The sequence below is a fragment of the Nocardioides sp. PD653-B2 genome (assembly GCF_002117935.1).
In the GTDB taxonomy this organism is placed as follows: domain Bacteria; phylum Actinomycetota; class Actinomycetes; order Propionibacteriales; family Nocardioidaceae; genus Nocardioides.
Map to the genome: position 1 here is coordinate 17,552 of NZ_BDJE01000055.1, position 22,802 is coordinate 40,353.

Consider the following 22,802-nt stretch of genomic DNA (forward strand, 5'->3'; position numbering starts at 1 on the left):
TCACCCCTGCCTGGTCAGCGTTCGAAGTAGGCGACGATCGCCTTGAGGAAGTCGGGCAGGTCGGGAGGCGTCCGGGCCGTGATGACGTGCCCGTCGACCACGGCCGGCTCGTCGGAGACCCAGGTCGCGCCCGCGTTGACCAGGTCGTCCTCGATGGGGGCGTACCCGGTCACCCGACGGCCCGCGACCGCGTTGGCCGAGGCCAGGATCCAGCCGCCGTGACAGATGGCGGCCGTCATCTTGCCCTGGGCCGAGATGTCGCGCACCAGGTCGATCATCGGGCGGTGCAGCCGCATGTTGTCCGGTGCGAAGCCTCCCGGGACGACCACTCCGTCGAAGTCGTCGGCGGACACCTCTCCCGGGGAGGCGTCGGCCTCCATCGGGTAGTGCTCCTTGCTCTCGAACGTCTTCTTGTCACCGTTGCCGACCACCGTCACCACCGCCCCGGCCTCGATCAGCCGCAGGTAGGGGTACCAGCCCTCGAGGATCTGGTAGTCGTCCTCGATCATGAGGGCGATGCGCTTGCCTTGAATGCTCACGTCAAACTCCAACTCGTCGTGTGGTGGGGGCCCTACGGCCGGGACGGGATGCCGGTCGGCTACTTGAGCTTCTCGAGGAGCTCGGTGCTCAGGAGCACGTCGCCGTAGTTCATCTGGATGTTGCGCAGCGCCTCCCAGTGCTGGCCGTAGCCCAGCGGCTGCTCCTCGTTGGGCGCGGGGACGGCGGTCGTGGTGTCGGCGACGCAGACGATCTTGTAGTTCTTGTTCCAGCCGTCGAGGGCCGTGGCGTGCATGCAGTTGGCCGAGGTGACGCCGACGATGATCAGCGTGTCGCGGTCGTCCTCGCGCAGGTACTCCTCGAGGGGGGTGTTGTAGAAGCTGCTGAACCGGTGCTTGTACATCACCGGCTCACCGTCGAGCGGCTTCATGTCCGGGTGCAGCTGGTCGTCACCGGTCGGGTTCCCCCAGCTGGCCGGCGACTCGGGCGCACCGCAGTCGAGCCCGGGCCACTTGTCCTTGGCCAGGCCCGCGTCGCGCCCGTCGGGGCGCAGGCCCCAGAGGGACCACACGACGGGGATCTCCTTGTCGCGGCAGGCCTCGAGGACGCGCTTGATCGGCTCCAGCGTGTCCTTGCCCTCGGGCGCGCCGCCCACCGACTTGACGTACGCGGCGCCGGTCTCGTTGACGATGAGGTTCTGGACGTCCAGCACCAGGAGCATCGTGCGCGCGGGGTCGATCTCCGGGGCGACCCAGGCGCCTCGCGGCAGTACGTCGTCGATGTGGTCGTAGGTGAAGTCGAGCGATGACATGGCGGTTCCTATCGGTTGTGGGGTGAATCGGTGGGATGTGAATCTGACTCTTCGACGGCGCTCACCAGGTCCTCCTCCGCAGCGAGGAGGTGTTCGAGCGCCTGTCGACGCGCCTCGGAGGCGTCTCCGTGGGTGACGGCCGCCAGGATGCGGAGGTGTCCCTCGTGGGCTCGGGATCGCCGATCGGGGAGGGAGATGACCTTGCCGGAGTAGATGGCGTGGTGCGGGGCGAGCTGCTGGTACATCTGGGCGACGAGGCTGTTCTTCGCGGACTGGGCCACGAGGCGGTGGAACTCGAAGTCGAGCCGCACGAACTCCGCGTTGTCCACGTCCGGGCTCATCGAGTGGTCCAGGAGGACCTTGAGCGCCTTGAGGTCGCCCACGGTCCTGCGCTGGGCGCTGAGACCCGCGGCCAGGGTGTCGATGGTGTAGCGCACCTCGAACAGCTCGAGCGCGGACACCTCACCGGCGCTCAGCAGCCCCATCCGCGGGATGGCGCCGCTGACGGCGAAGGTGCCGACACCGTGGGTCTTGGTGATGATGCCCAGGGCCTCGAGCTTGCGGATGGCCTCGCGCATGCTGCCGCGTCCGACCGCGAACCGCTCGGCCAGCTCCCGCTCCGAGGGCAGCCGCCCCTCCTCACCGAAGTGGTCGGAGTTGATGAGCGCCTCGAGCTGAGCAGCGACGGCGTCGGACAGACGCAGCTGCTTCACGGGGACGATCCCGACGGGTTCCTGGGCCGTCACGGTGCTCACCTCCTCGGCGTGGTTGACGGTTCGTGCTGACGGTGGATGCTGGGCGCGGCCGGACAACACCCGCGCAGTCGCGGACGCCGGCCTCCGCAGACGCTCAGGCGCCGTACTTCTTGGGCACGTCGAGCGCCCACTTGGTGTACTCGCGGTGCCAGTCGACGTTGGACTTGTCGACGACCTGGGTCGGGTTGTTGATCAGCTGGGTGACGGTCTCGCCGAGCACCGCGGTCGCGAAGATGGCCTCGATGAGGTTCTGGCCCTGGTCGACACCTCCGATGTCGACGGTGGCGCTCAGCTTCCCGGCGCTGATCTGGTCGTAGCCGGACACCAGACCGTCCGCACCGATGGTGAGGATGCCGTCCGAGCCGTCCCAGTGCTTCAGACCGGCCTGGTCGATGGCCTGCGAGGCGCCCAGGGCCATCTCCTCGTTCTCGCCGTAGATGGCGTTCACGTCACTGTTCTTGGTCAACAGGTCCTGCGCCGCCGCGAAGCCCTTGTCCCGGACGTAGCCACCGTCCGCCTCCCCCACCACCTTGATGCCGGGGTTCTCGGCGAGCGCCTTGTCGAAGCCGATCTTGCGGCCGCGGGTCCAGTCCGAGCCGGACGGACCCCAGATCTGCAGGATGTTGCCGCTGCCCCCCAGCTTCTCGGCGATGTAGGTCCCGGCGAGGTATCCCGACTGCCACCTGTTGTCGTAGCCGACGTTGGTGACCGTCCGCAGCTCCTCCTCCGGGTAGAGCTCCGCCGGCTGGTTGAACTGGTAGATCTTCACGCCCTTGGCGGAGGCGTCCTGGTAGAGGCTCTGGACCGTCGCGAAGTTCGCGCCCGTGCAGACCGCGATCGCGTCGAACTCCCGCGACACCCAGGACTGGACGATGCCGAGGGTGCCCTGGACCGCGTTGAAGTCGCCGACCGGCGCCTGGCGCTCCCACACCCATGTGCACCCGAAGCGCTGCTCGTACTCGTACATCTTCTGCCACGCCGCGTGCTCGATCTGGGTGAAGTTCTCCGACAACACGGGGGGCGTGAACCCGACCTTGATCTCGCGACCGGCGACCAGCTTCTTGACCGCGTCGTCGTAGCCCTTGGTGGCCGTGTTGTCGAAGCCCCCGCCGGTGCTGCTGCCTGCGTCGGCCGTGCAGCCGGCCAAGGCAACCGCCCCGATGCCGGCACCCACCAGGGTGCCGGTTCGAAGCACCATGCGCCGAGAGATTCCGTCGGTCTTGGTCATGTCGGACTCCTTCTTGTCTTCACGGGGTTGTTTCGGGGTGCCGTTGGGTGGCGGGTGCTTCGCTTGCGATGCCCTCACGACGCGTGGACGGCGCGTGAGCCCGGGAGACGGAGATCGTTCGGGTGAGCGCTCTGGCTCGAGAGCGCGCCGAGAGCACGCTCCACGTCTGGTTGGCGGTGATCGCCACGATCAGGACCAGGCCGGTGACGACGGCCTGCCAGCTGGACTCGACCCCGGTCAGGTTGATGATGTTGCGCGTGAGCGTGAGCGTGAGCGCGCCGACCAACGCGCCGAAGACGCGGCCCTTGCCGCCCGCGAGCGACGCGCCCCCGATCACCGCAGCCGCGATCGCGGTGATCTCGTAGCCGTTGCCGATCAGCGGCGGGACGGTCGTCGTGCGCCCGGCGATGTGGATGCCGGCGACGGCGGCCATCAGCCCGCTGATGACGTACGCCGCGGTCTTGACCCGCGCGACGCGCACGCCGGCGTTGAGGGCGCCGGTCGGGGAGCTGCCCACGGCGTAGAACATGACGCCGAAGCGGGTGCGTCGGAGGAGGACCGAGACTCCCACGGCGATGACCGCGACCAGGATCATGGGGACCGTGATGGGCCCGATCAGCCGGGTCAGGCCGCCGATGTAGTAGTAGGTGGGGGTCATGTAGCCGAGGATCGGGACACCGGTCGTCCAGTAGAGCAGGACGCCGCCGGCGATCCCGAGCATCGCCAGGGTGGCGATGAAGTCCGGGATCCCGAGCCTGGTGATGAGCAGCCCGTTCAGCAGACCGATGCCGGCTCCCGCCGCCAGGGCTCCGAGGAAGGCCACCGGCATCGGCAGGCCGTAGGTCAGCAGCTTCGCGGCGACTCCCGCGCACAGCCCCATCGTGGAGCCGACCGAGAGATCCAGGCCGCCGGCGATCAGGACCACGGTCATCCCGATGCTCAGGAAGCTGACCGTCACCATCGCGTTGACGATGTTGGTGACGTTCCCCGTGGTGGCGAAGGTGGGCTCGTAGGCCGACATGACGACGGCGGCGACCACCAGCAGACTGAGGATGCCCACGGCGGGATCACCCAGGAACCGCGTGCGCAGGGTCTCGCCCAGCGCCCGGGACGTCATGGCACTCATCGTCCGATTCCTCCGTTCGCGCGAGCCGGCTCCGGACGTGGCGGCACGGACGCAGGTGACCCGAGGGTCAGGGCGAGTCGGTAGACGCTCCGGTCGACGATGACGCCGACGAGGATGCAGACGCCGATGATGATGGAGAAGACCAGCGGGTCCACCCCGGTGAGCCGGAAGCCCTGCTTGAGGGTGGCGAGCAGCAGGCCGCCCACGGCCGCCTGCCAGATGGCCCCGCGTCCGCCGGCGAGGCTCACCCCGCCCAGGACGGCGGCCGCGATGGCGGACAGCTCGTAGCCACCGGCCATCCCCGGCTGGACCGAGTTGAGTCGGGAGGCGAGCAGCACACCCCCGAGTCCCGCCAGGCTGCCGGAGATGACGTACGCGTAGAGCTTGGTCCGCCCTGCGTCCACGCCGGCCACCAGCGCCGGCGACGCGCCGGCGCCGCTCGCCCGGACCCTGCGCCCGAAGGCGGTCTTCACGAGCACGGCCTGGAGGACCGCGACCACCAGGACCGCCAGCACCAGCGCACTGCTGACCGAGAGGACCGGGTGGTTCGCGATGGCGAGGTAGCTCTCGTCGTCGGTCCCGGTGATCTGGACGTGGTCCGTCAGCACGACGAGCAGGCCGGCGGCGATGTTGAGGGTGCCCAGGGTGACGATGAAGTCGTTGAGCCTCAGCTTCACGATGACCAGCCCGTTGAGGAGGCCGAAGGCGGCACCCGTGCCGACGCCGACGAGCACCGCGAGGATCACGGGGGCACCGTGCATCGAGGCGAGCAGCGAGGTGCCGGCGCTGAGGCCGAGGACCGCGCCGATCGAGAGGTCGATCCCCCCGGCGATGATCACCAGGGCCAGGCCCGCGGTGATGATGAAGATCGGCACCTCCTCGTTGAGGTAGTAGCGCAGACCCTCGCCGTCCAGGAAGGCGGGAACGGTCGCCGAGAAGTACGCCGTGACGATCACCAGCGCGGTGACGATCGGGACGCCGTCGATCCCCAGGACCCGGGCAGCTGTCGTGCGTGGGGTGCTCATTGCTCCGCCCTCGAGGCACGGTCGATGATGAGGTGCTTGACCGCGTCCATGCCCTGGTCGGCGACACGTCGGTGGATGTCGGGGATCTCGCCGACGAGGGAGCCGCGGTTCATGACGATGACGCGGTCGCTCAGGCTGATCAGCTCGGAGAACTCCGAGGCGACGAGGAGCACCGAGGTACCCCCGTCGACGAGCTCCCGGATCAACCGGTGGACCTCGGCCTTGGCATGGACGTCGATGCCCTGGGTGGGTTCGTCGAAGATCAAGATGGCGGGACGCGTGTTGAGGCAGCGGGCGATGACGGCCTTCTGCTGGTTGCCCCCACTGAGGTTGCGGATCTTCTCGCGTGGGCTCGGCGTCTTGATGCCGAGCGTCGAGATGTAGGAGTCCGCGAGGCCACGCTCCTTGCGACCGCTGAGGAACCCGGCGACGGAGACCGAGCCGAGCCGCGAGACCGAGATGGTCTCCGCGACGGAGAACTCCGGCAGGATGCCCATCTGCTTGCGGTCCTCGGGGACCATCGCGAGGCCGGCCCGGTAGGCCTTGCGGGGATGAGACAGTCGTTGAACCCGGCCGTCGACCTCGATCCGCCCGGCGCTGATCTTGTCGAGCCCCATGATGGCCCGGACCAGCTCCGTACGCCCGGCCCCGGCCAGCCCCGCGATGCCGAGCACCTCGGCGGGGTAGAGGTCGAAGGAGATGTCGCGGAGCACGCCCGGGCGCGACACGTTGCTCACCCGCAGCCGGGGCCGGCCGCGGACGGGGTCGTCCACCGGCCGCTCCAGGGTCCCGGGCGTGGAGAGCAGCTCGGCCGCGTCGCCGCCGAACATGTGGCTGACGAGCCGGCGCTGGTCCAGGGAGGCGATCGCCGCGGTCGTCACGGTCCTGCCGTCGCGCAGCACCGTGGCCACGTCGGCGAGCCCGAACAGCTCGTCGAGGTGGTGCGTGACCCAGATCAGGGCGACTCCACGTCTCTGGAGGCCGCGCATGTGCTCGAACAGCAGCGACTTCTCGTGGTCCTCCAGGCCCGAGGTGGGCTCATCGAGGATGAGGATCTTCGGCTCGGCGGCCAGGGCCTTGACGATCTCGATGGCGCGCCGCTTCAGGGCCCCGAACTCGGCCACGGGCCGCCACAGCTCGGCGGCGGTGATCCCGAACTCCGCGGCCAGTGGCTGCACCCGCCGGGCCATCTGCCGCCGGTTGAGGAACAGGGCGCCCTGGGCGGTCAGCGCCGTCTCGTTGCCGAGCAGGATGTTCTCGAGCACCGTCAGGTCCGGAACCGTCGAGAGCTCCTGGTGGATCGTCACGATCCCGAGCTTCTGCGCCTCGCGGGGGTGATCGATGCTGACGGGTTCGCCGCTGAGCGTGATGGAGCCGGCGTCGGGCCTGACGAGGCCGGCGAGCACGTTGAGCAGCGTGGACTTCCCGGCCCCGTTCCCGCCGAGGAGGGCGTGGATCTCGCCCTGGCGGACGACCAGGCTGACGTGATCGAGGGCCTGGACGCCCAGGTATCGCTTGGAGATGTCGGCCATCTCCAGGAGCGGGGCCGGGCCCGCGACGGGCCCGACCGACAGTGTTGCGGACGTGGTCTCCATCCGTCGCCCTCCCACTCGCGTGTCATCCGAGACCGATCTCCGCCCGGCTCTTCATGTCATCTTGTGATCGGGTGGTAGGACCAATACCATCGGCCCGTGCCGCGCTTGTCAAGAGAAAGTTTCGGACGCGTTTCGTGAAGGTGTCGGAGCCGGACCGGCGAGAGAGGGAACGACCCATGCAGAAGTTCATCAACGCGCCCGACACGGCGGTGCCCGAGTACCTGGCCGGTCTGGCGGCCGCACATCCCGATGTCGTCCGCTTCCAGCCGGACGACCGGATCGTGACGCGGGCGGCTCCCGCGGGGCGCGGCAAGGTGGGCCTGATCTCCGGGGGCGGCTCCGGGTGCGAGCCCCTCCACGCCGGGTACGTCGGCCGGGGCATGCTCGACGCGGCGTGCCCGGGCGAGATCTTCACCTCGCCCGTGCCGGCCCAGGTGATGGCCGCCGCCGCCGCTGCCGACCACGGCTCGGGCGTCCTCTTCGTCATCAAGAACTTCGGCGGCGAGGTGATGAACTTCGGCCTGGCGGCGGAGATCCTGACCCGCCGCGGGATGCGCATCGAGAAGGTCCTCGTCGACGACGACGCCTCGTTCCCGCCCGGCCTCGAGTCGCGGCGTCGCGGGCTCGGCGCGACGGTGCTGGTGGAGAAGATCGCCGGCGCCGCCGCGGAGCGCGGCCAGCCGCTCGATCAGGTGGCCGCCGTGGCCCGGCGGGTCGTCGCGCGGTCCCGGACCTTCGGCGTCGCCCTCAGCTCCTGCACTCCCCCGCGGCTCGGTCGGCCCACCTTCGAGCTGCCCGGCGGCAGCTACGAGATCGGCGTGGGGCTGGGCGGCGACCGCGGACAGGACCGCGGCGAGCTGCCGCCGGCCGCCGCCGTCGCCGACGTGCTGCTCGACAGGCTCGTGGGCGAGCTCCAGGTCACCGAGGGGACCCGGGTCATCACCATGCTCAGCGGCCTGGGCTCGACGCCGCAGCTGGAGCTGTTCGGGCTCTACGGGCTCGTGGACGAACGGTTGCGTGCCCGCGGGGCGCTCGTGGAGCGCTCGCTCGTGGGGAACTTCCTGACCTCCTTGGACTCGCTCGGAGCGCTGCTGACCATCGCGGTGGTCGATGACGAGCTCCTGGACCTCTGGGACGACCCCGTCCACACCGCCAGCCTGCGATGGGGGGCCTGAGATGGTCGCCACGCTCTCCCTCGACCAGCTGCGCGCCTGGCTCGATCACTTCGGCACCGCGGTCATCTCCCACCAGGACCTCCTCGATGAGCTGGACTCCGCGACCGGTGACGGGGAGCACGGTTCGAACCTGGTCCGCGGGGTGATCGCGATGCGCGAGGTCCTCGAGGGGGACTTCCCGGACGCGCGGGCGTTCCTCGACGCGGTCGGCATGGCCGTCGTGAACTCCGTCGGCGGGGCGAGCGGCGCCCTCTACGGCACCCTGTTCCTGCGCGTCAGCGACGAGGGCGACGGCACGGCGTTCCTGGACCTGGCCCGGCTCACGCGAGGGTTCGCGTCGGCCGCGGCCGGGATCGGGGAGCTGGGGCGGTCCGAGCCGGGCGACAAGACGTTGCTGGACGCCATCTCACCTGCGGTCGCCGCACTGCAGGCGGCGACCGCTGCGGGGCTGGACCTGGTCGAGGCCACCAGGGTGGCCGCGCTCGCCGCCGAGGAGGGCCGCGATGCCACCGCCGGCATGCTGGCGCGCGTCGGGCGCGGCAGCTATCTCGGTGACCGCAGCATCGGTCACGTCGACGCAGGGGCGACCTCGATGGCGCAGCTGTTCCAGTCCCTGCACGCGGTAGCCTCCGCGAGCTGACGGGCCGAGGATGCGCAGGCCAGGGGCATGAAGACGTCCGTGACATCCGTGCACCTGCTCGACGGCGGGACGCTGGACGTGGAGTCCAGCGTCGTGGTCCCGGGCCGCCGCTACGGACGCCGGCTCACGGTCCCCGTCCAGATGTTCCTCGTGGGCACGAGCGGCGGCTACGTCCTGGTGGACACCGGCAACGACCCCGCGGTCATCGACGACCCCGTGGCCGCATGGGGACCGCGTCTGGCCGGGGCCGCGCGCCCCCGGATGGAGCCTCGACACCACCCGGTGGAGCAGCTCGGGCTGCTCGGACTCTCCCCTGCCGACGTCACGATGGTCGTCTACACCCACCTGCACCACGATCACGCCGGCGGCGGCCGCCTCTTCACCGATGCGGTGCACGTGGTCCAGCGCACCGAGCACCGGTGGGCGCTCGACCCGGACCCACCGGCCGCCGGCGCCTACCTGCCGAGTGACCTGTCCCCGCCCCGCTCGTGGCGGCTCGTCGACGGCGACCGGCACGTCCTGCCCGGGATCTCGCTCGTCCACACGCCCGGGCACACCCCGGGACACCAGTCAGTCATGCTCTGGGACGTCCCCGACCTGGGCAACATCATCGTGGCGGGTGACGCCATCAACACCCACGAGAACATCGCGACCGACGCTCCACCGGGGATCACGACGGACGCGGTGGCGGCGTCGTTCTCGATGCGCAGGCTCACTGCCTTGGCGGACGCGACCGACGCGATCGTGGTGGCGGGCCACGACCTGCAGCAGTTCCAGGCGATGCCGAAGGCACCGGACCGGCTCGTGCGGACGGCCCGGTGGCCCGCCGGAGACCTCGACTGATCCCGGGCGCGTGCTGCGCCGAGGTGACCGGATCCGTCGCCGAGGTCGCCGGGCGGGCCCAGGGAGGCGGCCCAGCGGGTCGCGATCAGCTCTCGCTGCCGCAGTCCGTCAGTCCCAGGTCGTTCGCGGCCGCGTTCGCGTCGTCGAACGGCGTCACGTCGCCGGTGACGAAGGCGTCCGGGTCGGCCGTGATCGCGTCGATGCCGTCCTGAAGGGCGTCGAGCAGGGCCTGGACGTCGTCCTCCTCGCCGTCGGGGGCTCCGAGGGCCTCGATGTCGTCGTGCTGTGCCTGGAAGCTCGGGACGGCGGTGTCCGTGACGAACGCGACGACCTCCTCCTGGGTGGACTGGTCGGTGAGCTCGGCACCGGCGGTCTCGAGCTCGGCGCTCGCGTCGGAGCAGATGGTGTTCGCCTGCTCGGTGAAGTCCGCCTTGCTGATCGAGGCGGGCGCGTCGCCGCCGTCGCTGGCGTCGCTGTCGGAACCGCCGCACCCGGCTGCGGTCAGGCTGAGGGCCAGGGCCACGGCGGGCAGGAGCAGGGCAGAGCGCTTCATCGGAGTACCTCTCATTGGCGCGGGGTACTCCTCGCCCGGAGCAGGCGAGCCGCTCCGCGGTCGGCTGCACCGTATCGCGATGCCCGGGCGGACGTCGGCAGACCCGCGGACCGTGAGCGGGCCAGGCCAGGCGGTCTGGTCCGGTCCCTTCAGAAGAGGGCCTCCTGGACCGACCCGACGGGCTCCGGCGCCGTCGGCGCGAGTGCCGGGTGCCGGCGCTGGGCCGGCGGGGCGTGCCATGCGGGCTCGACCATCTCCACCCGGGGACCGGGCTCACGCAGGGCGAGCGCGCGGACGGCGGGTCCCGGGTAGAGACCGAAGCGCGCGTACGTCTCCTGGATCGCCGACTCCTCCAGCGGCAGGCAGCCGGCTCCCCCGGCCAGGTCGAGCCCGAGGTCGATGGTGTCGACCATCGTCATCGCGGCGCAGTTGAGCTCCCAGACCTCGCGGGCGGCCGGCGTACCGAGCACCGTCGCGAGGGCGGGCCCGACCGCGTCGCGGCAGGCGGCCCCGTCAGCCGCGGCGTCGTCGAAGGCGGCCCGCGCCGAGCCGAGCGCGGCGAGCAGGCGGGCGGTCGTCTTGGGGCCGAAGCCCGGGACACCCGCCAGGTTGTCGGAGGAGTCGCCGCGCAGGGCGGCGTAGTCGAGGTACTGGTCGGGCCGCACGCCCGTCAGGGTCACCAGCCGCTGCGGGTCGAGCAGGGGCGAGGCATCCACGCCGCCGTTGAGGATCCGGAGCATCCGCGTGTGCTCGCCGATCAGCGCGAAGGAGTCGCGGTCGGAGGTGACCACGACCGTCCGGGCGCCGGCCGTGGGCGCGTACGCGGCCGCGCTGGCCAGCACGTCGTCGGCCTCGAGACCCGGCGGCACCACGACCTGGACCCCGAGGTCGCGCAGCGCGTCGACGGCCGCCTCCAGCTGGACCTCGAGCGCGGGCGGCTTGGGCGTGCGGTGGGCCTTGTACGACGGCCAGCGCTCGCGCCGCGAGCTCGACGTGGGGTCGTCGAACCCGACGACGACCGCGTCGGCGCACACCCGGTCGGCGGCGGCGACGAGCTGGGAGAGCACCCCCCGCACCGCCCAGCCCGGCAGTCCGTCAGGAGTGCGGAAGCCGCTCGCCGCCGACGCGTGGAACGCGCGGTGCAGCAGCGAGTTGCCGTCGAGGGCCAGGAGCGTGCGCGGGGACATCGGGACGAGCCTCCCACGCCGACCTCGTTCCTCGGTCGCGCGGCTCCTGGACCACCATCGACGCGCCCGCTGACGCGTGCGCGTCAGCAGGCAGCGTCGAGGTCGGCGGCCTCGTTGGCGGCGTACCCCTCGCTCATGGAACCGAGCGAGCCGCCGGTGACCGACTGCACCTTCTTCGCGCCCGACTTACCGGGGGCGTCGGCGGTGCCGTCGGCCTTGGCGATGGCGCCGGCGACCTTCGACCTGATCAGCTTGATGTCCGGGTCGGCCGTGTTGATCATCGGCGGCACCAGCGAGAGCGTGGAGATCTTCTGGCCCCGCGCCTTGAGGGCGAGGGACGCGAAGCGCCCGAACTCGCTGGACGGGATGTTCGTCGAGACCATGGCCGAGCTGGCCTCCGCGATGCTGGCGAAGTTGCGGACGGCGGTCTGCGGGCTGATCTGCTGGAGCATCGCGTTCATCACGCACTTCTGGCGAGCCATCCGCGAGTAGTCGTCGGAGTCGTCGCGGGCGCGGGCGAACCAGAGCGTGTCGTGGCCGTCGAGCTTGCGGACGCCGGGCTGGATGTAGCCGGTGACGTCGTCACCGAGCCCGCCGACCGGGATGGGCTGGCGCACGTTGAGGGTGACGCCGCCGACGGCGTCGACGAGGTCCTTGAAGCCCTCGAGGTTGACCATCGCCCAGTAGTTGATCCGGAGACCGGTGATGCCCTCGATCGCCTCGATCGTCGCGTCGACGCCCGGGTGGTCGGAGTCGGGGAACAGCTCCGTGTTGTCGCCGGCCCAGGTGCTGACGCCGTTGAGGTAGTCGGCGTCGAACCCGTCGGGGAACTGCTCGCGCATCACCGAGCCCTTGGCGAACGGGAAGTTCTTCATGTTGCGGGGCAGCGAGATGAGGACCGTCCGGCCGGTCTCGGCGTCGATGCTGGCGACGGTCATCGAGTCCGGCCGCAGGCCCCAGCGGCCCGCTCCGGAGTCGCCGCCGAGCAGCAGCACGTTGTAGCGGCCGTCGTGGGTGCCGGTGACGTCACCGTCGCCCGACATCGCGAGGATGAAGTCGCGCTGGACGCCGATCAGGTGCGCGCCGAAGAGCAGCGAGGCCGCGACCGACAGCGCCAGGACGCCGTTGAAGCCGACGGCCGCGCGCCGGTGACCCAGGCTGAGAGTCAGGGGCTGGCCGATCCGCCAGGCGTCGAAGAACAGCACCGCCCAGCCGGTGGCGAGCGCCATCATCGCCAGCCGGATCCAGAAGAGCGCGAACGTGTCGAACGCGAGCTCGAGGAAGAGCTCGTGCCAGAGGAGGCCGACGACCACGGTGAGCACGAAGGTGACGACCAGGCCGAACCAGATCCGGAGGGCGATCAAGCCGACGCGGCGGTTGCCGGCGACCAGCTGGGCCGAGCCCGGCAGGACGAGCGTCATCACCATCAGGGCCATGGCCCGACGGAAGCGCACGCGTGCCGCGCGGTCGCCCGCGGTGAACCGCGACGCCTGGCTGTCGTGCAACCCGGGGGAAGAGACGGGTGGCATCGAGATGCCTCTCTGCTGAGCTGTGGAACGGGGAAGGGGTGGTGCCCCGCCAGTATCACCAGTCACAGGCGTCACATCCGGTCGCGACGCGCCGAGAGTGCCGGTCCGCGCCCGATCGCTTCTGGGGCCGGGGTCAGTCCAGGCGGCGAGCGGAGTCGATCTCCTGCTTCTTCGCCAGCCGGTGCGCCCGGCGGATCTCGGCCTCACGCATCCGGCGGACCTCGTCGGGCGTCTCGGGCACCAGCCCCGGGATCTGCCGCGGCCGGCCGGCCCCGTCGACGGCGACGAACACGAAGTACGCCGACGCCACGTGCAGCGAGGTGGTCGACGGGTCGTTCCACGGCTGGGTCTCGACCCGCACCCCGATATCCATCGAGGAGCGCCCGGCCCAGTTGACCTGGGAGAAGGTGCGCACGATGTCGCCGACGTGCACCGGCTCGAGGAAGGCCATCTCGTCCATGGCCGCCGTCACCGCCGGCCCTCCGCTGTGCCGGGCGGCCACCGCGCCGGCGGTCGAGTCGGCCAGCTTCATGATCTCGCCGCCGTGGATGTTGCCGAGCAGGTTCGCCTCCCGCCCGGAGGTCACGATCGCGAGCGACACACGGGCGTACGACGGCGCGAGGCCGTGCATCTCAGCTGCCATGCCCAGCACCGTACCGGCGCCGGCCGGGGCCTTTGGGCCCAGCCGGAGGGGTCCGTGTGCCCGGGTGGCGTCGCGCCGGCCCGTCGAGACTGGGGAGACCGCATCCCCCAGGAGACCACCGTGGAGCGACTCACTCCTCTCGCCGACGCGTTCCTCTCCGCCGAGGACGCCGATCCCGCCGCATCCCTGGCGATCGGCTCCCTCGCCGTGTTCGACGGCCCGGCTCCGACCTACGCCGAGCTCGTCGCCCTCATCGAGCACCGCCTGCCGCTCGTCCCCCGCCACCGGCAGCGCGTCCGGCCGGTCCTCCTGGATCTCGCACCACCCGCGTGGGTGGAGGACGAGGACTTCGATGTGCGTCGCCACGTGCTGCGGGCCGCGCTCCCGACGCCGGGCGGTCATCGGGAGATCGCCGACCTGGTCGCCACCTTGATGGCCTCCCGGATGGACCGGTCCCACCCGCTCTGGGAGTGCTGGCTCGTGGAGGGCATGCCGGACATACAGTGGGCCGTGCTGTCGCGGATCCACCACTGCGTCGCCGACGGCGTGTCCGGCACCGATCTCTACCGGTTGTTCCTGGACCTCACGCCCACCGCCACGCCGGTGATCCCCGATCGAGCACCACCGCCGGCCGCGGAGTCGATCCTGTCCTTCACCGTGGGCGGGCTCCGCGAGCTCGCCGCGTCGCCCAGCCACCTGATCGGCGCCCTGGGCCGGCTCGCACGGACCCCCCTGCGCTCGGCAGCGGTCGCCGCCCGCACCACCCGGGGCCTGCTCGACCTCGGGGGCGCGATCGTGCCGGTGCACCCGACCTCGCTGGTGGGTCCGACCGGCGCCGACCGCCGCTTCACCTGGGTCGAGGTGCACATGTCGGACGTGGCCGCCGTACGCCGGGAGTGCGGCGCGAGTGTCAACGACGTCGCCCTGGCCGCGATCGCCGGCGGCTTCCGGCGGCTGCTCATCGGGCGGGGGGAGGTGCCGGACGCGCGGGCTGTCCGGTCCCTCGTCCCGGTGTCGACGCGGGCGCCGGGCCAGGAGTCGACGACCGACAACCAGGTCTCCCTGATGCTGCCCTACCTGCCCGTGGAGGAGCCCGACGCCCGGCAGCGGGTCCTGGAGGTGCACCGTCGCCTGCGGACCCTGCGCCGGCACCACGAACCCGAGGCCGGCAGCGGGATCACGTCGACCGCGGCGCTCAGCCCGTTCCCCCTCGTGTCCTGGACGATGCGATCGGCGCTCCGGATCCCGCAGCACCAGGTCACCACGGTGACCACGAACGTGCCCGGCCCACCGGTGCCGCTCTACTGTCTGGGCCGACCGCTCCGGTCTCTGGTCCCCTACGTCCCGATCGCCGACGACGTGCGCATCGGCGTCGCGATGCTGTCCTACGGTGACGCGCTCACGTACGGCGTGACCGGCGACCACGAGAGCGTGCCCGACCTCCAGGTCCTCGCCGACGGCATTGCGGAGTCCTGGTCGGACCTGGCCGCACGGTAGCGTCTGCCAGCATGACCGATCGTCCTCGGGGAGACGGTGCGCCCGAGGACGGCTCCCCCGACTTCCACTGGCTGTACGGCGGCGGTGCGCGCCCGGATGGCGCCGAGCCCCGCCCCGACGAGACCCGCGTGATGCCCACGCAGCCGCGGCCGTCCGGCACGCCGGTGCCACCTCCGACCACCGCCCCCGGTCGTTCCTCCACTCCTCCGGTGCCGCCTCGGCCCGCGCCGACGCCCGGCCCGACCGCACCGCCGCCGCGCCGGCGCCGCGGCTTCCGGTTCTGGCTGCGCCTCGTGCTGGTGCTCCTGCTCCTCTGGGTCGTCTACCTGGTCGCCGTGCCGGTGTGGGCGTGGACCAAGGTCGACAAGGTCGACTTCGAGCCCTCCGGCAAGCGACCCGGCGACCAGCCCGGCACGACGTACCTCATGGTCGGCTCGGACTCGCGCGCCCGGCTGAGCAAGGAGGAGCGCAAGGCCCTCGGCACCGGCAACGCCAGCGGGCAGCGCACCGACACCATCATGCTGCTGCACACCGGTGACGGACCGAACCTGCTGATGTCGATCCCCCGGGACTCGCTCGTCGAGATCCCCGGCCACGGCACCTCGAAGATCAACGCCGCCTACGCCTACGGCGGCGCCAAGCTGCTGACCAGGACGATCGAGCTCAACACCGGCATCCGGGTCGACGAGTACGTCGAGATCGGCCTCGGCGGCCTGGCCGGCGTGGTCGACGCGGTGGGCGGGATCGAGATCTGCCCGACGTTCGACATGAAGGACAAGCTCGCCAACCTGGACATCGAGAAGGGTTGCCAGGAGGCCGACGGTGCGACGGCGCTCGGCTACGCCCGGTCCCGCCACACGGATCCGCGCTACGGCGACATCACCCGGGTCAAGCACCAGCGCGAGGTCGTCGCGGCGGTCGGCGACAAGGTCCTGTCACCCTGGACCTTCGTCAACCCGGTGCGGTACTGGCGCCTGGCGATGGCGGTGCCGGACTTCTTCGCCTTCGGCGAGGGGACCGGCACCCTGCAGGCCGGCAAGTGGGCCACGGCGATGACGAACGTCGACCTCAGCTGCGTCGTGCCGATCTCCGACCTCGTGGTGCACTGGGACCCGCAGCGCTCCCAGCAGATGTTCGACCTCATCAAGGAAGACAAGACCGCCGACGTCCCGAAGGCCCTGTGCACCCCGACGGGCCTGCCCAAGAGCGTCACCGGATAGGACCGCATGAGCTTCGAGACCCTGGACTGGACGATCGACGAGGACGGCATCGCCACCCTCACGCTGAGTCGCCCCGACCAGCTCAACGCGTTCGACCTCACGATGGCCCGCGAGCTCGAGCAGGTCTTCGTGGAGGACGCCCGCTCCGACGACGTCCGCGCGGTCGTGGTGACGGGCGCCGGCCGGGCCTTCTGCGCCGGCATGGACCTGTCGGCCGAGGGCAACGTCTTCGGTCTGGACGAGTCGGTGCGACCGACTCCCGAGGACCTCCGCGCCCACCTCACGGAGGCGCCGTACCACGACGGCGTGCGCGACACCGGGGGCCGCGTCACGCTGGCGATCCACGCGCTCCCGAAGCCCGTGATCGCCGCGATCAACGGGCCCGCGGTCGGCATCGGCGCGACCATGACCCTCGCGATGGACCTCCGGCTGGCGTCGACCAAGGCCCGGGTCGGCTTCGTCTTCGGCCGGCTGGGGATCGTGCCCGAGGCCGCGTCGTCGTGGTTCCTCCCGCGGATCGTCGGCATCCAGCAGGCGCTCGAGTGGGTCTACGCCGCGGACATCCTCACCGCCGAGCAGGCGCTGGCCGGCCGGTTGCTCCGCAGCGTGCACGAGCCCGACGAGCTGTTGCCCGCGGCCCACGACCTGGCCCGGTCGTTCGTGGTCGGCCGCTCCCCGGTCGCGCTCGGCCTCGCCAAGCGCCTGCTCTACCGCAACAGCGCGGTGGCCGACCCGCTCGAGGCCCACCTCGCCGACTCGCTGGCGATGTTCTACGCGTCGATCGGGGACGGCAAGGAGGGCGTCGCGGCGTTCCTCGAGAAGCGCGCGCCGGAGTTCACCGGCAAGGCGTCGGACTTGCCCCGCGTCTACTGACGACGGTCGCTGATCCGCTTCGCCTTGCCGAGCGAGCGCTCCAGGGCGTGGGGCGCGAGCACCTCGACCCGGGGAGTCACGCCGATCCGCTGCTTGATCCGCTCCGCGAGCCGGCCGGCGAGCGCGGCGTCGTACGCCGCGGTCGCCGCCTCGACCTGCACGGTGAGCTCGTCGAGGCTGCCCGGCCGGGTCAGCACGCACAGGTAGTGCGGCGCCAGGCCGTCGACCGCGAGGATCTGCTCCTCGACCTGGCTGGGGAACACGTTGACGCCGCGCACGATCATCATGTCGTCGGTGCGCCCGGTGACCTTCTGCATCCGCCGGAACGCCGGGTACGCCGTACCCGGCAGCAGGCGCGTCAGGTCGCGGGTGCGGTAGCGGATCACCGGCATCGCCTGCTTGGTCAGCGAGGTGAGGACCAGCTCGCCCTCCTCGCCGTCCGGCACCGGCTCGAGGGTCACGGGGTCGACGACCTCGGGCAGGAAGTGGTCCTCCCAGACGTGCAGGCCGTCCTGGGTCTCCCCCGCCTCCTGGGAGACGCCCGGCCCCATCACCTCGGAGAGCCCGTAGATGTCGACCGCGCGGATGCCCGACCGCGCCTCGACGGCGCGGCGCAGCTCGTCGGTCCAGGGCTCGGCCCCGAAGATGCCGACCTCGAGCGCCGTGCTCCGGGGGTCGACGCCCTGCCGGTCCATCTCGTCGAGGATCGCAAGGAAGTACGACGGCGTCACCATGATCACCCGCGGCCCGAAGTCGACGATCAGCTGGACCTGGCGCTCGGTCATCCCGCCGGAGACGGGCACCACCGTGCAGCCGAGCCGCTCGGCGCCGTAGTGCGCCCCGAGCCCGCCGGTGAACAGCCCGTAGCCGTACGCGACGTGGAGCAGGTCGCCCGGCCGGCCGCCGGCCGCGCGGATCGAGCGGGCCATCAGCTCGGCCCAGGTGTCGACGTCCTCCTGCGTGTAGCCGACGACCGTGGGCCGCCCCGTCGTCCCGCTGCTGGCGTGCACCCGCACCACCTGCTCGCGCGGCACGGCGAACATCCCGAACGGGTAGTTCTCCCGCAGGTCGGCCTTGGTGGTGAACGGGAAGCGACCCAGGTCGGTCAGCGTGTGCAGGTCCTCGGGCCCGACGCCGGCGTCGGCGAACGCCCGCCGGTAGTGCGGCACGTGCTCCTGGACGTGGCGCAGCGTGTTCCGCAGCCGGGTGAGCTGGAGCCCGTCGAGGCCGGCCCGGTCGAGGTCGGGCACCCCGCCGACGGTCACGACTCCCCCCAGAACGCCCCGCCGACCTCGCGGCAGTGGCCGACGAAGGTCGCGACCACGATCTCGCCCGCGCTGACGGTCACGTCGTAGGTGCCGTCGCGGCCGGACCGCTCCCGCTCGACCGCGGTGGCCACGAGCACGTCGCCGGCCCGGGTCGGTGCCCGGAAGCGGATCTCGGCGCCGGCGGCGACCGTGCGCCGGTTGTAGGAGTTGCAGGCGAATGCGAAGGCCGAGTCGGCCAGGGTGAAGGTCAGGCCGCCGTGGCCGATGTCGTGGCCGTTGACCATGTCGTCGCGCACGGTCATCCGCAGCGTCGCCGTGCCGGGCCCGACGGCATCGAGGACCATCCCGAGCGACCGGCTGGCGCGGTCCTCGGCCCACATGGCGTCGGCGCTGCGCCGGGCGACCTCGTCGGGCGTCACCCGGTCAGGCTAGTGGTCGTCCTGCGGCACGCGGTCAGGCAGCGGGGGCCGCTGGAGGCGGTGTCGGCCAACATCTTGTCCCGCATCCGCGCGAGGATCCGGTTCAGCAGCCGGGAGACCTGCATCTGGGTGACCCCGATGTCGGCCCCGATCTCGGCCTGGGTGTGGCCACCGAAGAAGCGCAGCTCGAGGATCCGCCGTTCCCGCGGGGTCAGCCCGCGCATGACGGCGGCGAGGGTGACCCGCGCTTCCGCCGAGTCGAAGGCGGGGTCGAGGCCACCGAGCCGGTCGGCGAGCACGGAGTCGTCCTCGCCGGTCGGCACGTCGAGCGAGGCGGGCGCGAAGCAGCCGCTCGCGCCGAGCGCGTCGAGGACGTGCTCGAGGTCGACGTCGAGGTGGCGCGCGAAGTCGGAGGGGCGCGGCGAGCGACCGAGCTGCTGGGCGAGGTCGCCCTCGGCGGCGAGCATCCGGGTCTGCAGCTCCTGGATCGAGCGTGGTGGGCGCAGCGCCCAGCCGAGGTCGCGGAAGTGGCGGCGCAGCTCGCCGCGGACCGTCGGGACCGCGAAGGAGAGGAAGTCGAAGCCCCGGTCGGGGTCGAAGCCGCGGACGGCCTTCACCAGGCCCAGGTAGGCAACCTGCTCCAGGTCGTCGTCGGCCACGCCCCGGCCCCGGTAGCGCCGGGCGCAGTCGCGGGCGACGACCATGTTGAGCCGGATGATCTCGTCCTCGTGTCGCGCCCGGTCGTCGCCGTCGCTCTCCCGGACGAGGTCGAACAGGCGGGCGGTGGCCTCGCGACGGTCCTCCACTCCACCCTCCTCACCGCGCAGCGCGACCGAAGGGCGCGCTTCTCATTCGATACTGACAGCGCCGATCGAACGACCACACCACCCCTTGGGGCGAGAACGGTGGCGGGCTCAGCCGCCCAGCGTGCGGGCGAACAGGTCCTGCAGGACCCGGAAGTGTCGCTCGGCCCCGGCCTCGTCGTACATCGACGTGTCGGCCATGGAGTAACCGTGCGCGGCCCCGGCGTAGACCTCGTTCACGTGCGGCCGGCCGGCGGCCTGGAGCGCCTCCTCGAGCGCGGCGACCGCCTCCAGTGGCATCGAACCGTCCTGGTCGGCGTGGCCGAACGCGTACTCCGCGGTCGACCCGGCGATCGCCAGGTGCGGGCTGTCGGGGGCCTCGGTGACGAGTCGCCCACCGTGGAAGCCGCCCACGGCCCCGACCGTGCCGGGGAACTGCCCGCCGGTGCGGACGGCGAGCCGCGCGCCCATGCAGTAGCCGGTGACGCCGATCGGCCCGTCGCCGGCGTGCTCCTCGAGGGTGCGGACCCACGCCTCGGCGTCGGGGCCGGACCGGTCGGGCGTGAGCTCGTTGACCCGCTCCATCACCCCGGAGGCGAAGAACGCCTCCCGGGCGCCCGCGTCGCGGAGGTCGCCCTGCGGCGCCAGGTCGGCGGCGCGGCCGTCGCGGTAGAAGACGTTGGGCGCGAGCACGACGTACCCCCAGGACGCGATCCGGTCGGCCATCTCCTCGATCTGCGGCCGCAGCCCGATCGCGTCGATGTAGAACAGCACACCCGGCTTGCCGGCCTCGCCGGTCAGGTACGCCTCGGCCGCTCCCCCGGGAGCCTGGATCTCGATGGTCTCGCCCATGCGGGCGACGTTAGCGGGAGGTCCAAGTCCTCCGACCGGACGCGGTCGCCCCGCCGGCCGTGGACGGACCGGTCTCACCAGGACAGCATGTCGCCGCCTGCCTACCCGACGGGCGCCTCGGTCCCGGCGACGAGTTCTGCGAGCAGCTTCTGAACGCGCTGGTCGATCTCGTCGCGGATCTCTCGAACCGCGTCGGGGCCCTTGCCGGACGGATCGTTCAGCGCCCAGTCCTCGTAGCGCTTGCCGGGAAAGATCGGGCAGGCGTCTCCGCAGCCCATGGTGATGACGACGTCGGAGGCAGCGACGTCTTCGGTCAGGAGCTTCTTGGGGAACTCCTGGGAGATGTCGATCCCGACCTCGGCCATGACCTCGACGACGGCGGGGTTGACCGAGTCGGCGGGCGCGGAGCCGGCGGAGCGGACATGGACGCGGCCGGCCGCATGGTGAGCGAGGAGAGCAGCGGCCATCTGGGAGCGGCCCTGGTTGTGGACGCAGACGAAGAGGACCTCGGGGGTGGTGGTCATGTGGATGTCCTTCTGGGTTCGGGCTCGTTCGATCAGTGCGGCCTGCGCGATCCGGGCGGTCAGCGTGGGCAGGTAGGTCTTGATCCGGGCTTCGTGGGCGATGCGCTGGTATGCGTCGGCGACGTAGGCCTCGATCGTCTCGGGGCCGAAGATGCCTGCGAACTCAGGCGTGAGGGCCTCGGCGATGTTGTGCAGCAGGTGCTCGGGCTCGAGCAGGTGCCATCCGGTGACGTCGGTCCGGAGGGACAGCGGCGGTGATCGGTCGAGTGCGGGTGTCATGGGCTAGCCCTTCACGAGGCAGGCAACCTTGCGGTCGACGACGAGGTCGAGGGGTAGTAGCGACGTCGTGCCCAGAGGGCGACGTACACGAGCGCAACCAGAACGGGCACTTCGATGAGCGGACCGACGACACCGGCGAGCGCCTCTCCGGACGTGACCCCGAAAACACCGATGGCGACGGCAATGGCGAGTTCGAAGTTGTTGCCGGCCGCGGTGAAAGCCAGGGCCGTGGTCCGTTCGTAGGTCATGTGCAGCCGGTGGCCGAGGACGAAGGACCCGGTCCACATCAGGGCGAAGTAGGCGAGCAGCGGGAGGGCGATCCGGGCGACGTCGAGGGGCTGGTTGGTGATGGTGTCGCCTTGGAGGGCGAACAGGATCACGATGGTGAACAGCAGCCCGTAGAGCGCGGTGGGTCCGATCTTCGGCAGGAAGCGGGACTCGTACCACTCCCTGCCCTTCGCGCGCTCACCGAGCGTGCGGGTCAGGAACCCGGCAAGGAGTGGGATGCCCAGGAAGATCAGCACGGACTTGGCGATGCCCCAGACCGAGACGTCGAGGCCGGTCTGATCGAGGCCGAGCCAGCCGGGAAGCAGTGCGAGGTAGAAGTAGCCGAGGCCGGCGAACGCGATGATCTGGAAGACCGCGTTGAGCGCGACCAGGATCGCCGCAGCCTCGCCGTCGCCGCAGGCGAGGTCGTTCCAGATCAGCACCATCGCGATGCAGCGAGCGAGGCCGACGATGATGAGGCCGGTGCGGTACTCGGGCAGGTCGGGCAGCAGCAGCCAGGCCAGGGTGAACATCAGTGCCGGCCCGATGATCCAGTTCAGGACGATCGAGGAGACCAGGAGCTTGCGGTCGCCGGTGACGTGGCCGAGCTCGTCGTAGCGGACCTTGGCGAGGACCGGGTACATCATGATCAGCAGACCGATCGCGATCGGGAGTGAGACTGATCCGACCTCGACCTCGGACAAGGCGTCGTCGAGACCGTCGACAGCCCGGCCGAGCACGAGTCCGACGACCATCGCGGCGATGATCCAGACGGGAAGGAACCGGTCGAGCACCGAGAGCCGGTGCAGGACGGCCGCGTCCTCGAGCGACGTGCCCTCCGGTGGGGTACGGCCGGTCTCCTGGGACAGGTCGCTCATGCTCCAGCTCCCACGGGCAGCGAGAGTCCGGCGGTGGTGAACAGCGTCGCCATCGCCTCCATCGCCGCGGGGCGTGCCTGGTAGTAGACCCACACGCCGCGCTTCTCCCGGTTCAGCAGCCCGGACTCGTGCAGCACCTTGAGGTGGTGGCTGATCGTGGGTTGCGACAGATCGAAGGCCGGGAGCAGGTCGCACACGCACGCCTCGGCACCTTCGTGCGAGAGCACCATCGACATCAGCCGCAACCGCACCGGGTCGGCGAGGGCCTTCAGCAGGGGCACCACCTGGGCCGCCTGCTCGGCACTCATGGGCTC

The 22,802-nt window shown here is 71.2% G+C and carries 24 protein-coding genes; 6 read left to right on the forward strand and 18 right to left on the reverse strand.

All coding sequences use genetic code 11. From position 1 onward, the window contains the following. Positions 1-14: 14 nt before the first annotated feature. The 7 genes from PD653B2_RS21745 to PD653B2_RS21775 form a co-directional block, all read right to left on the reverse strand. Complete coding sequence (locus tag PD653B2_RS21745; protein WP_085874514.1) at positions 15-539, reverse strand: type 1 glutamine amidotransferase domain-containing protein; 525 nt, start codon at positions 537-539, stop codon at positions 15-17. A 59-nt stretch (positions 540-598) separates the two neighbouring features. Continuing rightward, positions 599-1,309: an isochorismatase family cysteine hydrolase gene (locus PD653B2_RS21750; RefSeq protein WP_085874515.1), complete on the reverse strand. Its 711-nt coding sequence runs from the start codon at positions 1,307-1,309 to the stop codon at positions 599-601. An 8-nt stretch (positions 1,310-1,317) separates the two neighbouring features. Then, a complete protein-coding gene (locus PD653B2_RS21755) occupies positions 1,318-2,055 on the reverse strand; it encodes a FadR/GntR family transcriptional regulator (RefSeq protein WP_133059092.1) in 738 nt (245 codons plus the stop codon). Positions 2,056-2,158: 103 nt separating this feature from the next. Beyond that, entirely contained in the window at positions 2,159-3,292 is a 1,134-nt protein-coding gene (locus tag PD653B2_RS21760; RefSeq protein WP_085874517.1) for a sugar ABC transporter substrate-binding protein, read from the reverse strand. A gap of 19 nt (positions 3,293-3,311) precedes the next feature. Then, positions 3,312-4,418: an ABC transporter permease gene (locus PD653B2_RS21765; protein ID WP_085874518.1), complete on the reverse strand. Its 1,107-nt coding sequence runs from the start codon at positions 4,416-4,418 to the stop codon at positions 3,312-3,314. After that, positions 4,415-5,443 carry an ABC transporter permease gene (locus PD653B2_RS21770; RefSeq protein WP_085874519.1) on the reverse strand — a complete coding sequence of 343 codons (1,029 nt, stop codon included), beginning with the start codon at positions 5,441-5,443 and terminating at the stop codon, positions 4,415-4,417. The genes PD653B2_RS21765 and PD653B2_RS21770 overlap by 4 nt, the downstream gene beginning before the upstream one ends. After that, positions 5,440-7,038: a sugar ABC transporter ATP-binding protein gene (locus PD653B2_RS21775; RefSeq protein ID WP_085874520.1), complete on the reverse strand. Its 1,599-nt coding sequence runs from the start codon at positions 7,036-7,038 to the stop codon at positions 5,440-5,442. The genes PD653B2_RS21770 and PD653B2_RS21775 overlap by 4 nt, the downstream gene beginning before the upstream one ends. Before the next feature lie 176 nt (positions 7,039-7,214). On the opposite strand from PD653B2_RS21775, the gene PD653B2_RS21780 reads away from it, so the two are divergent. Genes PD653B2_RS21780 through PD653B2_RS21790 form a run of 3 tightly spaced genes read left to right on the forward strand, consistent with a single transcriptional unit; the run spans position 7,215 to position 9,696 of the window. Further along, positions 7,215-8,213 (forward strand): dihydroxyacetone kinase subunit DhaK, encoded by a 999-nt coding sequence (locus PD653B2_RS21780; protein WP_085874521.1) that lies wholly within the window; start codon positions 7,215-7,217, stop codon positions 8,211-8,213. Between the two features lies 1 nt (position 8,214). Beyond that, positions 8,215-8,853, forward strand: a complete 639-nt coding sequence (dhaL, locus tag PD653B2_RS21785; protein ID WP_089504039.1) for a dihydroxyacetone kinase subunit DhaL — start codon at positions 8,215-8,217, stop codon at positions 8,851-8,853. A gap of 27 nt (positions 8,854-8,880) precedes the next feature. After that, positions 8,881-9,696, forward strand: coding sequence for an N-acyl homoserine lactonase family protein (locus tag PD653B2_RS21790; RefSeq protein ID WP_085874523.1), 816 nt, complete (start codon positions 8,881-8,883; stop codon positions 9,694-9,696). Positions 9,697-9,781: 85 nt separating this feature from the next. Here the strand turns inward: PD653B2_RS21790 and PD653B2_RS21795 are convergent, their stop codons facing one another. From PD653B2_RS21795 to PD653B2_RS21810, 4 genes are all read right to left on the reverse strand, one after another. Beyond that, the gene (locus tag PD653B2_RS21795; RefSeq protein WP_085874524.1) at positions 9,782-10,249 is read right to left on the reverse strand and encodes a hypothetical protein; all 468 of its coding nucleotides are present in this window, start codon (positions 10,247-10,249) and stop codon (positions 9,782-9,784) included. Between the two features lie 149 nt (positions 10,250-10,398). Further along, positions 10,399-11,436: a 5'-3' exonuclease gene (locus PD653B2_RS21800; protein WP_085874525.1), complete on the reverse strand. Its 1,038-nt coding sequence runs from the start codon at positions 11,434-11,436 to the stop codon at positions 10,399-10,401. Between the two features lie 83 nt (positions 11,437-11,519). Next, the gene (locus PD653B2_RS21805) at positions 11,520-12,965 is read right to left on the reverse strand and encodes an LCP family protein (RefSeq protein ID WP_085874526.1); all 1,446 of its coding nucleotides are present in this window, start codon (positions 12,963-12,965) and stop codon (positions 11,520-11,522) included. A 133-nt stretch (positions 12,966-13,098) separates the two neighbouring features. Continuing rightward, entirely contained in the window at positions 13,099-13,608 is a 510-nt protein-coding gene (locus PD653B2_RS21810; RefSeq protein ID WP_085874527.1) for an acyl-CoA thioesterase, read from the reverse strand. A 120-nt stretch (positions 13,609-13,728) separates the two neighbouring features. Here PD653B2_RS21810 and PD653B2_RS21815 point away from each other — a divergent pair, with 120 nt between their 5' ends. The 3 genes from PD653B2_RS21815 to PD653B2_RS21825 are packed head-to-tail and all read left to right on the forward strand — an operon-like array spanning position 13,729 to position 17,198. Next, positions 13,729-15,105 carry a wax ester/triacylglycerol synthase family O-acyltransferase gene (locus tag PD653B2_RS21815; protein WP_165763578.1) on the forward strand — a complete coding sequence of 459 codons (1,377 nt, stop codon included), beginning with the start codon at positions 13,729-13,731 and terminating at the stop codon, positions 15,103-15,105. Between the two features lie 11 nt (positions 15,106-15,116). Next, entirely contained in the window at positions 15,117-16,325 is a 1,209-nt protein-coding gene (locus PD653B2_RS21820; protein ID WP_085874529.1) for an LCP family protein, read from the forward strand. A gap of 6 nt (positions 16,326-16,331) precedes the next feature. Further along, on the forward strand, positions 16,332-17,198 hold the full coding sequence (locus tag PD653B2_RS21825; protein ID WP_085874530.1) for a crotonase/enoyl-CoA hydratase family protein: 867 nt from the start codon (positions 16,332-16,334) through the stop codon (positions 17,196-17,198). Here the strand turns inward: PD653B2_RS21825 and paaK are convergent. From paaK to PD653B2_RS21860, 7 genes are all read right to left on the reverse strand, one after another. Then, positions 17,192-18,463: a phenylacetate--CoA ligase PaaK gene (gene paaK, locus PD653B2_RS21830; protein ID WP_242665393.1), complete on the reverse strand. Its 1,272-nt coding sequence runs from the start codon at positions 18,461-18,463 to the stop codon at positions 17,192-17,194. The two genes, PD653B2_RS21825 and paaK, sit on opposite strands and share 7 nt — an antisense overlap. Further along, entirely contained in the window at positions 18,460-18,885 is a 426-nt protein-coding gene (gene paaI, locus PD653B2_RS21835; protein ID WP_242665394.1) for a hydroxyphenylacetyl-CoA thioesterase PaaI, read from the reverse strand. The genes paaK and paaI overlap by 4 nt, the downstream gene beginning before the upstream one ends. Next, a complete protein-coding gene (locus tag PD653B2_RS21840) occupies positions 18,882-19,691 on the reverse strand; it encodes a sigma-70 family RNA polymerase sigma factor (RefSeq protein ID WP_085874531.1) in 810 nt (269 codons plus the stop codon). The genes paaI and PD653B2_RS21840 overlap by 4 nt, the downstream gene beginning before the upstream one ends. A 108-nt stretch (positions 19,692-19,799) precedes the next feature. Continuing rightward, a complete protein-coding gene (locus tag PD653B2_RS21845; RefSeq protein ID WP_085874532.1) occupies positions 19,800-20,540 on the reverse strand; it encodes a dienelactone hydrolase family protein in 741 nt (246 codons plus the stop codon). 101 nt (positions 20,541-20,641) lie between these two features. Next, positions 20,642-21,343 carry a three-helix bundle dimerization domain-containing protein gene (locus PD653B2_RS25965; RefSeq protein WP_085874533.1) on the reverse strand — a complete coding sequence of 234 codons (702 nt, stop codon included), beginning with the start codon at positions 21,341-21,343 and terminating at the stop codon, positions 20,642-20,644. A gap of 11 nt (positions 21,344-21,354) precedes the next feature. Continuing rightward, on the reverse strand, positions 21,355-22,488 hold the full coding sequence (gene arsB / locus PD653B2_RS21855) for an ACR3 family arsenite efflux transporter (RefSeq protein ID WP_085874534.1): 1,134 nt from the start codon (positions 22,486-22,488) through the stop codon (positions 21,355-21,357). Next, complete coding sequence (locus tag PD653B2_RS21860) at positions 22,485-22,796, reverse strand: ArsR/SmtB family transcription factor (protein WP_242665395.1); 312 nt, start codon at positions 22,794-22,796, stop codon at positions 22,485-22,487. Before PD653B2_RS21860 ends, arsB begins: the two co-directional genes overlap by 4 nt. Positions 22,797-22,802 lie beyond the last annotated feature (6 nt).

What these genes read in the sequence shown, in the direction of transcription:
- PD653B2_RS21750 (WP_085874515.1), bottom strand. Translation starts at nt 1,309, where the DNA reads ATGTCATCGCTCGACTTCACCTACGACCACATCGACGACGTACTGCCG.
- PD653B2_RS21760 (WP_085874517.1), bottom strand. Translation starts at nt 3,292, where the DNA reads ATGACCAAGACCGACGGAATCTCTCGGCGCATGGTGCTTCGAACCGGC.
- PD653B2_RS21765 (WP_085874518.1), bottom strand. Translation starts at nt 4,418, where the DNA reads ATGAGTGCCATGACGTCCCGGGCGCTGGGCGAGACCCTGCGCACGCGG.
- PD653B2_RS21770 (WP_085874519.1), bottom strand. Translation starts at nt 5,443, where the DNA reads ATGAGCACCCCACGCACGACAGCTGCCCGGGTCCTGGGGATCGACGGC.
- PD653B2_RS21775 (WP_085874520.1), bottom strand. Translation starts at nt 7,038, where the DNA reads ATGGAGACCACGTCCGCAACACTGTCGGTCGGGCCCGTCGCGGGCCCG.
- PD653B2_RS21780 (WP_085874521.1), top strand. Translation starts at nt 7,215, where the DNA reads ATGCAGAAGTTCATCAACGCGCCCGACACGGCGGTGCCCGAGTACCTG.
- dhaL (WP_089504039.1), top strand. Translation starts at nt 8,215, where the DNA reads ATGGTCGCCACGCTCTCCCTCGACCAGCTGCGCGCCTGGCTCGATCAC.
- PD653B2_RS21790 (WP_085874523.1), top strand. Translation starts at nt 8,881, where the DNA reads ATGAAGACGTCCGTGACATCCGTGCACCTGCTCGACGGCGGGACGCTG.
- PD653B2_RS21795 (WP_085874524.1), bottom strand. Translation starts at nt 10,249, where the DNA reads ATGAAGCGCTCTGCCCTGCTCCTGCCCGCCGTGGCCCTGGCCCTCAGC.
- PD653B2_RS21800 (WP_085874525.1), bottom strand. Translation starts at nt 11,436, where the DNA reads ATGTCCCCGCGCACGCTCCTGGCCCTCGACGGCAACTCGCTGCTGCAC.
- PD653B2_RS21805 (WP_085874526.1), bottom strand. Translation starts at nt 12,965, where the DNA reads ATGCCACCCGTCTCTTCCCCCGGGTTGCACGACAGCCAGGCGTCGCGG.
- PD653B2_RS21810 (WP_085874527.1), bottom strand. Translation starts at nt 13,608, where the DNA reads ATGGCAGCTGAGATGCACGGCCTCGCGCCGTCGTACGCCCGTGTGTCG.
- PD653B2_RS21820 (WP_085874529.1), top strand. Translation starts at nt 15,117, where the DNA reads ATGACCGATCGTCCTCGGGGAGACGGTGCGCCCGAGGACGGCTCCCCC.
- PD653B2_RS21825 (WP_085874530.1), top strand. Translation starts at nt 16,332, where the DNA reads ATGAGCTTCGAGACCCTGGACTGGACGATCGACGAGGACGGCATCGCC.
- PD653B2_RS21845 (WP_085874532.1), bottom strand. Translation starts at nt 20,540, where the DNA reads ATGGGCGAGACCATCGAGATCCAGGCTCCCGGGGGAGCGGCCGAGGCG.
- PD653B2_RS25965 (WP_085874533.1), bottom strand. Translation starts at nt 21,343, where the DNA reads ATGACACCCGCACTCGACCGATCACCGCCGCTGTCCCTCCGGACCGAC.
- arsB (WP_085874534.1), bottom strand. Translation starts at nt 22,488, where the DNA reads ATGAGCGACCTGTCCCAGGAGACCGGCCGTACCCCACCGGAGGGCACG.
- PD653B2_RS21860 (WP_242665395.1), bottom strand. Translation starts at nt 22,796, where the DNA reads ATGAGTGCCGAGCAGGCGGCCCAGGTGGTGCCCCTGCTGAAGGCCCTC.